The 13,129-nt window shown below is 48.1% G+C and carries 13 protein-coding genes; 8 read left to right on the top strand and 5 right to left on the bottom strand.

Annotated elements, in window-relative coordinates; all coding sequences use genetic code 11:
- Positions 1-10: 10 nt before the first annotated feature.
- The gene (locus H6F90_RS22130) at positions 11-1,954 is read right to left on the bottom strand and encodes a PAS domain S-box protein (protein ID WP_190554340.1); all 1,944 of its coding nucleotides are present in this window, start codon (positions 1,952-1,954) and stop codon (positions 11-13) included.
- A 447-nt stretch (positions 1,955-2,401) separates the two neighbouring features.
- On the opposite strand from H6F90_RS22130, the gene H6F90_RS22125 reads away from it, so the two are divergent.
- Together H6F90_RS22125 and H6F90_RS22120 are read left to right on the top strand one after the other, a co-directional pair.
- Positions 2,402-3,214, top strand: coding sequence for a 16S rRNA (uracil(1498)-N(3))-methyltransferase (locus H6F90_RS22125; RefSeq protein ID WP_190554339.1), 813 nt, complete (start codon positions 2,402-2,404; stop codon positions 3,212-3,214).
- Positions 3,215-3,227: 13 nt separating this feature from the next.
- Positions 3,228-4,307 carry a tetratricopeptide repeat protein gene (locus tag H6F90_RS22120; protein ID WP_190554338.1) on the top strand — a complete coding sequence of 360 codons (1,080 nt, stop codon included), beginning with the start codon at positions 3,228-3,230 and terminating at the stop codon, positions 4,305-4,307.
- Positions 4,308-4,358: 51 nt separating this feature from the next.
- Here H6F90_RS22120 and H6F90_RS22115 read toward each other — a convergent pair whose 3' ends face one another.
- Entirely contained in the window at positions 4,359-4,847 is a 489-nt protein-coding gene (locus H6F90_RS22115) for a hypothetical protein (RefSeq protein WP_190554337.1), read from the bottom strand.
- Between the two features lie 372 nt (positions 4,848-5,219).
- Here H6F90_RS22115 and H6F90_RS22110 point away from each other — a divergent pair, with 372 nt between their 5' ends.
- Positions 5,220-5,888, top strand: coding sequence for a triacylglycerol lipase (locus H6F90_RS22110; RefSeq protein WP_190554336.1), 669 nt, complete (start codon positions 5,220-5,222; stop codon positions 5,886-5,888).
- Here the strand turns inward: H6F90_RS22110 and H6F90_RS22105 are convergent.
- Positions 5,821-6,249 carry a VOC family protein gene (locus H6F90_RS22105; RefSeq protein ID WP_190554335.1) on the bottom strand — a complete coding sequence of 143 codons (429 nt, stop codon included), beginning with the start codon at positions 6,247-6,249 and terminating at the stop codon, positions 5,821-5,823. The two genes, H6F90_RS22110 and H6F90_RS22105, sit on opposite strands and share 68 nt — an antisense overlap.
- A gap of 333 nt (positions 6,250-6,582) precedes the next feature.
- On the opposite strand from H6F90_RS22105, the gene H6F90_RS22100 reads away from it, so the two are divergent.
- Positions 6,583-7,650: an alpha/beta fold hydrolase gene (locus tag H6F90_RS22100; protein ID WP_190554334.1), complete on the top strand. Its 1,068-nt coding sequence runs from the start codon at positions 6,583-6,585 to the stop codon at positions 7,648-7,650.
- Positions 7,651-7,741: 91 nt separating this feature from the next.
- Here H6F90_RS22100 and msrB read toward each other — a convergent pair whose 3' ends face one another.
- Positions 7,742-8,158 carry a peptide-methionine (R)-S-oxide reductase MsrB gene (gene msrB, locus H6F90_RS22095; RefSeq protein WP_370527421.1) on the bottom strand — a complete coding sequence of 139 codons (417 nt, stop codon included), beginning with the start codon at positions 8,156-8,158 and terminating at the stop codon, positions 7,742-7,744.
- Between the two features lie 308 nt (positions 8,159-8,466).
- Here msrB and H6F90_RS22090 point away from each other — a divergent pair, with 308 nt between their 5' ends.
- The 3 genes from H6F90_RS22090 to H6F90_RS22080 all read left to right on the top strand — a co-directional run bounded on the left by H6F90_RS22090 (position 8,467) and on the right by H6F90_RS22080 (position 10,840).
- The gene (locus tag H6F90_RS22090) at positions 8,467-9,684 is read left to right on the top strand and encodes an ABC transporter permease (protein WP_190554333.1); all 1,218 of its coding nucleotides are present in this window, start codon (positions 8,467-8,469) and stop codon (positions 9,682-9,684) included.
- Between the two features lie 74 nt (positions 9,685-9,758).
- Positions 9,759-10,478 carry an ABC transporter ATP-binding protein gene (locus H6F90_RS22085; RefSeq protein ID WP_199296101.1) on the top strand — a complete coding sequence of 240 codons (720 nt, stop codon included), beginning with the start codon at positions 9,759-9,761 and terminating at the stop codon, positions 10,476-10,478.
- 143 nt (positions 10,479-10,621) lie between these two features.
- Positions 10,622-10,840: a hypothetical protein gene (locus tag H6F90_RS22080; RefSeq protein ID WP_190554332.1), complete on the top strand. Its 219-nt coding sequence runs from the start codon at positions 10,622-10,624 to the stop codon at positions 10,838-10,840.
- A gap of 132 nt (positions 10,841-10,972) precedes the next feature.
- Here the strand turns inward: H6F90_RS22080 and ilvC are convergent, their stop codons facing one another.
- Positions 10,973-11,968: a ketol-acid reductoisomerase gene (gene ilvC, locus H6F90_RS22075; protein ID WP_190431142.1), complete on the bottom strand. Its 996-nt coding sequence runs from the start codon at positions 11,966-11,968 to the stop codon at positions 10,973-10,975.
- 172 nt (positions 11,969-12,140) lie between these two features.
- Here ilvC and H6F90_RS22070 point away from each other — a divergent pair, with 172 nt between their 5' ends.
- A complete protein-coding gene (locus tag H6F90_RS22070; protein ID WP_199296100.1) occupies positions 12,141-12,716 on the top strand; it encodes a GGDEF domain-containing protein in 576 nt (191 codons plus the stop codon).
- The last annotated feature ends 413 nt before the right edge of the window (positions 12,717-13,129 follow it).

Below are 13,129 nucleotides of genomic sequence, written 5' to 3'. Positions count from 1 at the left end.
TAGGTGAGTTTTAGTTAGAAAACACAATCTCAAATTTGACGCCATTACTCTGATTAATTTCAATAACCCCCTCAAGCTGCTGAGTTAATGCGTTCACTAACTGCAAACCTAAAGAATCGGTGTTTTGATAATCTAAATCTCTTGGAAGACCAACTCCAGTGTCACTGACCACAAGCATCAGGTGATGAGCATCTCTAAGACCAAAAGAAATACAAATTTCTCCAGTGTGCCCTTTGGGAAATGCGTGCTTGAGTGCATTTAATACCAATTCGTTAATAATTAGGCCGCAGGGGATCGCAGTATCCAGACCCAACCAAATTTCATCTATGTTAATTTTTAAGGCGATCGCCTCAGAATTAATTTCATAGGTGTAAAACAAATTAGTCACAAGATCATAAATATACTCAGAAGCATTAATTCGAGCCATATCTTTTGACTGATATAACTTCTCGTGAATTAGTGCCATTGACTCAATTCGGTTTTGGCTTTCCCTAAAAATAGCCAGCGCCGCACTATCGTTCAGATACTGAGCTTGCAAGTTCAACAAACTGGAAATAATTTGCAAGTTATTTTTAACCCGATGATGAATTTCCTTTAGTAAAACTTCTTTTTCTCGGAGCGACGTTCTCATATCTTCTTCAATTTGCTTACGATTAGTAATGTCAAAACGAATCGAAAGATACTGAAACGGCTGACTCTGTTCATTAAGGAAAGGCACGATGGTCGTATCAACCCAGTAGTAACTACCATCCTTAGCACGGTTCTTAATTTCCCCTTTCCAGACTTTGCCCTTGGAGATCGTGGCCCAAAAGTTTTGGAAGAAATCCAAGTCATGATAACTAGAGTTAATCAGGCGATGGTTTTTCCCAATCAGTTCCTCTCTGCTGTATTGGGATAGTTCACAGAACGTGTCATTAACATAATTAATCGTACCTTTTTGGTCAGTGGCAGCCACGATCGCCGCTTGGTCTAAAGCAAACTTAATATCTGATAATTCTTTCAAAGACTTTTGTAGTTTTGCCTCAGCCTGCCGCCGCTCAGAAATATCTTCAATCACAGAAATGAAATATTTGGGCTGAGTCGCTTCCCGCATCAGTGAAACAGTTAAATTAACCCAATTTGTAGAGCCATCTTTGCAGATGTACCGCTTTTCCATCGAGAAAGTCGAAATTGTCCCAGCTAAAATTTGGTGAACATGTCCCAAATCGGCGGCTAAGTCATCGGGGTGAGTAATGTCTTGAAAGGTCAGATTGAGTAGCTCTGAGCGGCTATAACCAACAATGTCACAGAGCTTTTGATTAACCCGCAACCATTGCCCATCCAAACCAACATGGCCGATCCCGACCGCAGCTTGTTCAAAAGTTGCCCGAAACCGTTGCTCACTCTCTCTCAGCGTGGCTTCCATGTGTTGCCGCTCAGCAATTTCTAATCTCAGTTCCTTGTTGACCTGAGCGAGCGCTGCAGTGCGTTCTGTCACCCGAATCTCTAGTTGGCTATGAGTGGATTGAAGTGCTAATTCCGCTTGTTGACGTTCTAGAATCTGTTGCTCTAATTCCCGATTAGTTTTTTCTAACTGGGCAGAACTCGGTAAGGCCAGGAGTTTCGGCATTAGTGGGCCTAGTTCCAGAGCGGTGAAGAGAGACACTATGGCGGTGAAAGCCTTGATTGTGCCAGACACCCAATAAATCGGATACCAGAGGGTCCAGACCTCTAAGATATGGGTGGTGCCACAAGCAATAATGAAAGCGCAAAAGAGCAGAAAAATCCACGGAAAAGGAATGTCGCGGCGCTTGTGGATAAAGTAAAGCAACAAAACAGGAATTGAGTAATAAGCTAGGGCGATCGCTAAATCTGAAATCACATGCAGCCAAACTAAGTGAGGTTGCCATAGATAGCAATGCCCATGTGGAATAAATTGATCCGAATACAAAAAATTGCCAAAAAATTCCCACATAAAATCTATTATCTTATTTTCATGAATTCAGCTTTTGAATCATCAGTTGGTTTGCTTCATGATGGGCATTACCAGGATTGACTTTATCTAAAAGCAAAGGGATCTTTAGTAGTTTTCCTGAACCAAGAAATCTAAATTATAAAGTTTGAATTCTAGGGATTAGAGAGGTTGTTCTATCTCAAACTTTGTTCTATCAACCGCCCCAGTACAGCCGTAATCGTACGGAAGTCATTGAGTAATCAACCACTTCATTCTTTTTTATGTTTTGGATTCACTTCCCTGCTCTGGCAAAAAGCTTATGTAGATTCACGCGAATGTAAAGCGAGCTTAAGCACTGGTCAGAACCTACCTCAGTTCCAGAAACCTTTTGAACCTTAAAATAGGCCGAAAAATAGATAAATCAGAACACTAAGTGGCAGGATAGAAAAGTTGGCTTAGGAGTATCGCTTGGCTGAGTTGCAACGATTGGCGATCGCGCCCACTCAACTGCATCAAGAACAAATTTGCTTAACCGCAGAGCAGCAACATTACTTGAGCCGAGTTTTGCGGCTCCGCTCTGGCGATCGCTTTATTGCTATGAACGGACAAGGCCAGTGGTGGCTGGCAGAGCTATTGGCGAGCCCAGATCAATCACTACAGGCGCAGATTATTCAAACCTTAACGGTTGATACTGAGTTGCCTGTAGCAACCACATTGGTCGTGGCTTTACCGAAAGGCAGTGGATTTGATGAGGTGGTGCGACAAGCCACCCAACTAGGCATTAGCTGTATCGCGCCTGTGATTAGCGATCGCACTTTGCTGCATCCCAGCCCCCAAAAGCTAGAACGTTGGCGGCGCATTGCTCAAGAGGCAGCAGAGCAGTCCAAGCGACAAGTGGTGCCTACGATTCTGGAACCCGTCCCACTACTGCCCCAACTTCAGCAATTGCTAGCGGCAACTCCGGGCACACCTAAGGTTGTTGGCTACTTCTGCGTCACTCGCTACGATGCCCCTCATTTATTGCACTGCTTACAGAGAGATTTAGGGTTTGGAAATCAGCAAGCGTCGCTGTCTGCGCTATCCTCAATGGTAATTGTGACTGGGCCAGAGGGCGGCTGGACAGAGGCGGAAGTTGAGCAAGCGATCGCGCTAGGATATCAACCTGTGTCTTTGGGACAGCGCATTCTCAAAGCTGTCACCGCTCCTTTAGTAGCCCTCTCTCTAGTCGCTGCGGTGGCTGAGGCCACTCCGAGTTCCATCTCCACCACATTGCCAGGGTGAGCTGAAGAAATATATGACTGAGCTGGAACAAGTAGCGGCTGCCTTTGACAGCAAGGATTATCGCACTGCCGCCCAATTGCTGAAAACCTTGCTACAGCGCATGCCTGAGAATCCTTGGGTGCAGTTGTATCTAGGGCGCATGCATGAAGTATCGGGGAAGCTAGAAGCGGCTGAGACAGTTTATCGGCAACTCCTCCGCAACTCACTGCATCCCAAAGTGGCGACGCAAGCTCGACAAGGGATACAACGAGTGGAAGCGATTGTAAAAGCGCAACGGCAACAAGCGATCGCTGAAGCAACAGCTGACCCTGCCAACACCGAACTCGGATTTTTGATGCTGGCCCCAGTGACGGGGGAAACCAGAAACACCGCCACCCAGAATTTTGCTCGCATCATGAAGCTGGATGCCTATACCGCCCGGATGCAACTACCCAGTCGCAGTTGGCAACTGTACCGCACTGGCCCCATTGGGGAACTGCAAGTCTATGGCCAAGAGCTACGTAACGCTCAGATTCCTGTGTATTGGGCGGGTTTAGCTGAAATCGAAAAGTTGCGCGTCTTTCGCGTCCTACATTTTCAATCAGTTGCCCCCCAAATTACTGTCGTTTGCCACAACGAATTTGATCAAGTCGGGTCGCTAACCTTTGAGTGGTCAGAGGTGACGCGGCGGGTTGAAGGACTCCTGCCTATTTTTGGTGATGTGATTGATCAAGGAGCTTGGGGCAAGCTGCAATGGAAAGAACAGACCCAAGACTACGCGCATGTTTGGGACTTGCATATTCCGGGCCGCCAGTCCATCCTACGATTCTGCGACAGTAACTATCTGTTTCAAGAAGATGCTGCGATCGCTGACCAGGTAACGCCCCAGACCACCACTCGAATTAACTGGAACCACCTGATCGCGTTTCTGAATCAAAAATTGCCCAATTTAGAAACTTGGTCAGACTTCACAGGCTTTGCTGAAACCACCGCAGACCATATTCCCCCCTTAAGCCGCATCAAACCGCAAATTGACATAGAAAGAAAAGCAGAGACCCATTGGGACCCTGCCTTTCAGCTTTATAGCGCTCTGGTATTTTTGCAGTCAAGTTGAAAAAGACTTAAAAGAGGCAAGTTAGGAGAGGAGAGCCTCAAAACCTAGCAACTAGGTAGGAACTTTAACTTGGCGAGCCATATCCAAGAAGGAACTCATGTTAGGGCCAGGACGACGGCGATCGCCAAAGCTAGAAAATGCGATCGCAGGTTCAGACTGCTTTTGACCGTTCTGGTTGTTAGTAGCGACAGGAGCGGGCTGAGCAGGAGCGGGTGGCGTTGCTTCAGTTTTCGCAGCCTCAGCCTTGGCAGCCTTTCTGGCTTCAGCCTTCCCAGGTTGAGCAGCGGGCTCTGGCGCTTTGGGAGCTTCGACCTTGGTAGCTTCAACCTTGGCAGGTTGAGTTTTCACGGGTTCAGCTTTCGCAGCTTCAATCTTGGCAGGTTGCCCATTCGCTGAGGAGTCATCAAATTCCATGAAATAGCCTGACTTCCGCTTAGGCTGTGGCACAGCACTCGGTGCATCTGCGGATGACTTCTTGTTAAAGAAGCTAGTTACAAAGGCCAAAATTCCATTGATTAGTTTCTTAATAAAACCGAACATGATACCCGCTCCTACCGTTGGTCCTGATGAGTTGAATGAAAACCTGAAAGATTGAAGCTAGCTGAGACTTAGAGCTACTTCATCTGAATTCATCTAATTATGAAAATTATGAAATTTTCTGATTCAAAAGCACAAGATTACTCAACATTAATTTACAAAAGTTTATTGAAAGCATAAGGAGTACAAATACTTATTTTCCAAGAGCTAGATTAAGCCAAACTGCTTTTCAGATTTTTGGGTTGCTGCCCAGAATCAATTATTTGGTTTTAGCTTTTGTCTTTAGCCAGTCTATTAGCTGTCCTAAATCAAGCTCAAAATTGCGATCGCCACTGTCTAAGCTAGAAGTGTAAACAGAACACATTAAGGAGTTGCATGGGTTTTCGCCATCCAGTGTTGCTAATTCACGGCATTAACGACACCGAAGCTGTTTTTCACTCCATGTCTCGTCACTTAACTCGATTAGGTTACTCAGTCTACAGTCTTAGCTTAACGCCTAACAACGGTCATTTAGGCTTGGAACATCTGGCAGCTCAAGTTTCTAATTATGTAGCTAGAACTTTTGCACCAGAGCAACACTTTGACTTAGTTGGCTTCAGTATGGGTGGCATCGTTAGCCGTTATTACGTGCAGCGCTTAGGTGGCATCGCTCAAGTCAAGCGCTTCGTCACCATTGCTTCACCCCATCAAGGTACCTGGCTCGCCTACGGCTCTGAGCGGCCTGGTTGTGTCCAAATGCGGCCTGGAAGTGCTTTTTTACAAGACTTGAATCAAGACGCTGAGATCTTGAAACAGCTCCATTTCACCTCCATTTGGACCCCTCTGGACTTGATGATTGTGCCTGCGAATAGTTCGCTGATGCCTGTGGGTCAAAGTGTGCCAGTTTGGGTGCCGAGCCATGCTTGGATGGTGTCCCATCCCCAGAGTTTGCAGGCAGTTGCTTCCTGTCTCCAAACGCCACTCAAGGGTTCCGGCTCTAACGATCGCCCACCTGAGCAAAGTCTCGATCGCCAAAGATTGCCGCTGGATGGCAGTAGAACTTAAACTCCAACAGATTGTGAAAGGGATCTTCAAGAAAGAAGGTACGGTGCTCTAAAGGCAAACCTGTGAAGCGGCGTTTTGGTTCTTGGTAAAAGCGCAGTTGCCGTTGTTGCGATCGCTCTAGCAGTTCTTCCCAGTCGGATTCTGAGGTAAACACCAGCCCAAAATGTCTGGGATAAATGCCCCGTTGCGGCATGAGTGGTTCTGAAGTCGTGTGAGCTACCAGTTGATGCCCGTATAGGTTAAGGATCACGGAGGTGGCATTTTCGCGCCCTACCGTACATCCCAATCCTTCCGCATAAAAGGCTTTAGTTTGAGCAATGTCAGTTACTGGAAAAGCCAAGTGAAACAAGACAGGATTCATAAACTCTAATTTCAGCAAACTACCCTTCTTAAAGATAGTTTGCGATCCAGATATTCTTTAGAATTTAGAGTTTGAATCAGGCCTGGAATGGTGCCAGAAAATATTAATTCGTTAAGTGAGACACAAAAGAATTAATTAGGAATACATATTCAAACCACTGCTTCAGATACTACATCAAACTCTACAGAAGTATTAAGAACTGCGTGCAATCTCTCCCAGGCCACCCTAGATTATGGTCTGATTTTTTACAGGTAGACTGCTCAATTCTGCTTAACTTAACCACATGATTGCAGACAGTGTTACCGCTAAAAAACAGTCACTCAAAGTTGGTCTATGACTAGAATTTACTTTGCTACTAACCGCCGTCCTAATCGAGCCGTAGACCCTGATGACTTTGGTAGTAACTTTAGCGACGATGGTTTAGCAAATTTACGCTTTGGTCGAGCCGAGGTGTCAGGCAGCAACTTTGATCAAATTCAGATTCGAGTCGCTTCTGAGGATTTATTGGCAGACCCACCTGTGTTGGGTAGCCAAGCCATCTTTGAGCAGGTACGTCAACACATGGCTCAGACAGGTGAAGATACCATTATCTTTATTCATGGCTTCAATACTTCCTTTCGCGGAGCTTTAAGTCAGGCAGCTCGGCTACACCAAGTCTTGACAGCTAACGACCCCATTGAGCCGACACGTCCCCTGCGGCTGAACATGTGTGTCTTTTCCTGGCCGTCGGATGGTTCCTTGCTGTTGACCAATCCGCGATCGCGCGATGCTGTCGCCTACAAAAACGATCGCCTAGATGCTGCGGCCTCTGGGGTCGCCTTTGCGCGTGCCTTCTTAAAAATGGCTGATTTTATTAATGATATTAATCAGAACTCTCAGCCCCGCTGCAACCAACGATTGCACCTGATCGCTCATAGTATGGGGGCTTATGTGTTGCGAGCTGCGTTGCAAGAAGTCAAAAAGCAAGTCGTTCAGTTACCTAGGATCTTTGATCAAGTGTTGCTGACGGCAGCCGATGAAGACGATGATGCCTTCGATTTCGATTACAAGCTATTTTCCTTGCCTCGCATTACTCGTCGCACTAGCGTCTACTTCAACCGGAACGACTTAGCTTTGTGGGCTAGCGACACCTTAAAAGGGAACTCTCCCCGCTTGGGCAGCGATGGCCCTATGCAACCACAACAACTGCCTCGCAACGTCTACCCAATCGACTGCACCGATATCATCTCCCGCATTACCGATCCCACCGAGCATGGCTATTTTACGACTGTGCCGCGAGTCGTGACTGACATGCGACAGGTGATTCGTAATCAAATCCCAGATGAAATCCGGGGGCGACGCTATATCCCTGAAACCAATCGCTATCGGTTGCTCATGGGACTCGACCCCCAAAATCGCTAAGACCAATCTCCCCCAATCCACTCTCCCAAGCCAAAAAGAATTATAAATCTGTCTCCCCTTCCCTAGTAGGGAAGGGACTGGGGGTTAGATCTCAAGTTGCCTGACTAGGAAGAAATTTCAGGGAAACTCCATTCATGCAGTAGCGCTGCCCTGTAGGCCGAGGACCGTCGTCAAACACGTGACCGAGATGCCCCCCGCAACGGCGGCAATGTACCTCCACTCGTGTCATGAACCAAGACTTGTCAGTGGTAGTCGCGATCGCGTCCTCAATCGGAGCATAGAAGCTAGGCCAACCCGTACGGCTATCGAATTTAGTTTCGGAAGTAAATAGTGGCAATTCACAACCAGCACAGATATAAGTGCCCTGACCATATTGCTTGTCTAGTGGGCTAGTGCCAGCCCGTTCTGTTCCATGCTGACGCAGCACTTGAAACTGTTCCGGCGTCAAAATCTGCCGCCACTCTGCTTCTGTTTTAGTAATTTCAAAATTTTCGTTGGTAGTCGTCATAGCGCTTGAGTTCCCACGTAAATAAGATAAGCCCCAGGCCGAGCCAACAATTGCTGCACCCGCCCAGATAAAGTTTCGTCTCTGCATTCCTCCATTATGAAGTCTATGAAGCGGCTGATCAGCTAGCTAAATTCAGCTAGCAACTTTTTGGAGGGGGTTTGGGGGACGCAACCGTCCCTCAGCGGAGGTTTGGGAGCAAGCGCCCCCAAGATCTTGATTCAAGTCTAATGAACAAGACATCTCGCCTGTACGCTAGGGTGAGGTTGTAGCCAGCTCAAGTTCTACCAAGCCCTTTGTGAGGTCACAGCATGGATCCGCTAGAAAGCGTCAAGATGGCCGTTACTACCCTTACTGCCAACAAACTGCGAAGTAGCCTGACCATGCTCGGCATCATTATTGGCAACGCTTCCGTGATTGCGATGGTAGGAATCGGGCAAGGAGCCCAGAAGTACGCTGCCGAGCAGTTTGAATCCTTAGGGCCGAACGTGTTGTTCATTGTGCCTGGTTCTAGAGAAGCCCAGCGCTCCACCTTCGAAGTTCCCAAAACGCTGGTTCTAGCTGATGCTCAGGCGATCGCGACTCAAGTTCCATCTGTCAATGCCGTTGCTCCCCAAATCAACAGTCAGCAACTAATCACCTACCGCAACAAGAACAGCAACTCCATCATCATTGGCACCACACCAGAATTTCTCACGGCCCGTGACTTTGAAGTTGGCCAAGGCCGCTTTATCAGCGAGCTGGATTTAGAACGCAATAACCAAGTCGTTGCACTGGGCGCTGAAATTGCCGAAAAGCTGTTTGGCAGTGAAGAACCTGTCGGTAAACAGATTCGAATTAAAGATGTCAGTTTTCAAGTCGTTGGGGTCATGGAGGCGAAAGGAGCCTTTCTGGGCAACAACCAAGACGACACGCTTTATATCCCACTCACCACCATGTCCAGCCGCATTGTCGGGCGCACGTCTCCCTATGGCATCGACTTAACCTTCATTGTCGCCTCGGCCAAAAACGAGAAAAGTGTCGAAGCCGCTCAGTTTCAAATCACCAATTTGCTGAGACTGCGACATAAAATCGCCGGAGATGATGACTTCACGGTGCGATCGCAAAAAGATGCCTTGGAGGTAGTGGACAACGTCACTGGAGCGCTGACCATTATGCTAGCGGCGATCGCGGGAATTTCCCTCTTTGTGGGTGGCGTGGGCATTATGAACATCATGCTGGTGTCAGTGCGAGAACGCACCCATGAAATTGGCCTCCGCAAAGCTATTGGCGCAACCCAGCAAGACATCTTAATTCAGTTCATGATTGAGTCAGTAATTTTGGCTGCGTTAGGAGGCGCGATCGGTACCTTTATCGGAGTTGGTGGTATTGGGTTAGTGGGTGCAGTCACTCCCTTAAAAGCAGGCGTTTCCCCGGTCGCGATTCTGGTTGCAGTGGGCGTTTCGGGTGGCATTGGCTTATTCTTCGGAGTTGTGCCTGCGCGTCAAGCCGCTAAACTAGACCCCATTGTGGCGCTTAGAAGCGCATAGGAGTGACGGCGCTCAGAAGCGCATAAAAGAAATACATAAAACGAATTGCTTAAGGAGTTGTAGGAGCGATCGCCATGCCAAACTCTGTGATTATCCGACTAGAAGATATTGCAAAAACCTACGGCTCCGGTGAAACCGAAGTCCGAGCGCTCGCAGATGTAGACTTGGTGATTGAAAAAGGAGAATATTGCTCCATCATGGGCGCTTCCGGTTCCGGGAAATCCACCATGATGAACATGATTGGCTGCCTAGATCGCCCCACATCTGGCAGCTACTACCTGGATGGTGTCGATGTTGCTCGCCTCGGAGATGCCGAACTCGCCCATATCCGCAATCGCAAGATTGGGTTTGTCTTCCAACAATTCCATTTATTGCAACAACTCAGCGCTTTAGAGAATGTGATGCTGCCAATGGTTTACGCCAACGTCCCAAACGACGAACGCCGCGATCGCGCCGTAGAAGCCCTAAAACGAGTCGGCTTAGGGAATCGCATGAACAACAAGCCCAACCAACTCTCTGGTGGACAACAACAACGGGTCGCCATTGCCCGTGCGATCGTCAATCGCCCCGTACTATTACTCGCAGACGAACCTACAGGGGCACTCGACACCCGCACCACCAAAGAAGTGATGGACATCTTCACCGAACTCAACGCCAGTGACATCACCATCGTCATCGTCACCCACGAACCCGATGTTGCCCGACTCACCAAGCGCATCGTCTGGTTCCGCGACGGTCAAGTACTGCACTCCCACCTGCACCCTGAAGAACTCGGCCAAGTGGCAGCCGCATAACCCTAATTCGCAATTCGTAATTGAGTTGCTAGCAGACTCAGCAATTTAAATAATTATTACGCCGCTCTTAATGAGACGGATGGCTTGAAGTTTAAGGGAAAACTGAAATTGAGGATGCGCGTTCCCTTTAGGTAAGTTCCACCATGTTTCGCAAACTGCCAATCCCCTTTATTTTGCTAGTCGCCATTTTATTCGTAGCGCTGGGCAACAGCTTTTTACCTCAGCCCCTGAGTGGAGCCAGCCTCAGCACCCGTACGGCGCTGAACTCCGCGATCGCAGGTATCTTTCCTTCCTGGCGACCCAAAACCAAACCCTACGAACGCACCGAAAAAGCCCTAGAACAAGAACAAAGCGCTCCCTAAGCTCTAAAACCTATCCATAGAAAAACTGAAAGAAAACCAAACCCTTTTGGAGGGGGTCTGGGGGACGCAACCGTCCCTCAGCGGGGGCCTCAATGGGGATTTAGGGGCAGGTGCCCCCAAGTCCTCCTACACTTAGGCTTCCTTCAACCAGCTAAACATCGCCCGCAGATCCTTACCCACGTCTTCGATGGGATGTTCTGCTTCCTGACGACGCATCGCTGTAAACCCAGCCTTACCCGACTGGTTTTCTAGCACAAACTCACGGGCAAACTGACCCGACTGAATTTCACTCAGCACCTTCTTCATCTCAGCGCGAGTGCTATCGGTGACAATCCGGGGACCACGAGTCAAGTCACCATACTCAGCCGTGTTGGAGATGCTGTCGCGCATCTTCGCCAAACCACCTTCCACAATCAGATCCACAATCAGCTTCACTTCGTGCAAGCACTCAAAGTAAGCTAATTCAGGTTGATAGCCAGCATTCACCAAGGTCTCAAAGCCAGCCTTAATTAGCGCACTCAAGCCACCGCACAGAACCACCTGCTCACCAAATAAGTCAGTTTCAGTTTCTTCGCGGAAGGTAGTTTCCAGAATGCCACCACGGGTGCCACCAATGCCTTTGGCATAAGCCATCGCGAGATCGCGAGCTTGACCAGACGCATCTTGATACACCGCAAATAGAGCAGGCACCCCTTGGCCTTGCTCATAAGTCCGACGCACCAAGTGACCAGGGCCTTTGGGCGCAGCCATCACCACGTCTACATCACTAGGAGGCACAATCTGGCCGTAGTGAATGTTGAAGCCGTGAGCAAAAGCGAGAACTTTGCCTGCCTTCAGGTTGGGTTCAATCTCTTCTTTGTAAACGGTCTTTTGCACTTCATCAGGTAACAAGATCATGATGAAGTCAGCCGCAGCCGCAGCATCAGCTACGCTTTTAACCGTCAAGCCTGATTCTTGGGCCTTTGCAGCAGATTTGCTCCCTGGATACAGCCCGACGATGACGTTCATGCCACTATCTTTGAGATTGAGAGCGTGGGCATGACCTTGAGAGCCATAGCCAATGATTGCAATGGTTTTTCCAGCTAATAAGTCTAAATTGGCATCAGCGTCGTAATACATTCGAGCCATATCGGGTGTCTCCTGACCGCATGCGCGTGATTCTCTGCAAACTCTTAATCTTATCAGACTTCTGTCTCAGGGTCGTTGCAAGCAAGTAAGGTTAAATTCTAATCAAATCGCAAAACAAGGCACTCCCTGTCGCCCGTCAAAACCAGCTCCAGAGTTACGTTGTTATTTGAGCTTGAAATACATTGCTAGAGCAAAAATGGACCATCCAGACCATGATCCTTTAACTGGCTTACCTACTCTGAAGTTAATGCAGGAGCACTTTGCCCATTTGGTGGGTGAGCAGGATCAGTTTGGAATGCTTTTGTTAGACATTGATGGATTTATCCTCCTTAACGATCGCTATGGTCATCAAGCAGGGGATAACAAGCTCAGACAGCTTGCCCATCTGATCTGCCAGGTCACGCCGGAAGATGCAAGCGTTTTTCGTTCTGGTGGAGATGAGTTTGTAGTTTTTCTAGATAGAAGACAGATGGCAGAAGTTGCCTCAATCGGAATGAAAGTTTGTGGCATGGTCAGACAGCACTTTTCATTCATACCCCCAGCGGAACGCTCCTACTGTTTTCCCGACAGAAGCTATCTCAAGATTCAAGCTGCTTTCACAGTTTCATGCGGACTTGCTTTTTATCCAACACATGGCAAAAATTTTGTTGCTCTACACGAAGCAGCATCAACAGCAATGTGGCAAGGCAGTAAGCGGTTGCATGGGGGGGTGCTGGTTGTAGCAGAGTTTGAAGATAATTGCTGCTAATTAATCTAGTCAACCAGTTGCAACCAGATAACTTTTCTAACTTTGTATCGAGGCTGAAGCAGAGAATTGAGCACCACATCAAGGGCTGGAACTTTGGTTTACTCAAACTCTCAGGGCTGCGTTTGCATTCTCGCATGCAGGTGGGAACTGCCCACGCAAACAGGTGCTAGAAGCAGAACTGCCTAGAACGCTGAAGCTCCTGGGAGTTGAGGCAAATGCAGACCAACAAGCTCAGGCGATCGCCGTTTTCTCTCAACTCAGATCTTGCACCAAGGCTTAAAAGGTGGCAGAAAGGGCGTGAAACTAATAGACCGCAAGAACAATGGACATTCTTGCCCACGCCCAAGAACTAATCTATCACTTGCTCGATGGGATGCCGACTCCCTACCAACGTCAAAGCCTGCAAGCTTTGC

It is taken from the genome of Trichocoleus sp. FACHB-591, assembly GCF_014695845.1.
Taxonomy (GTDB): Bacteria; Cyanobacteriota; Cyanobacteriia; order FACHB-46; family FACHB-46; genus Trichocoleus.
The sequence above is the reverse complement of the archived record's forward strand: the minus strand, read 5'-3'. Positions and strand labels throughout refer to the sequence as shown.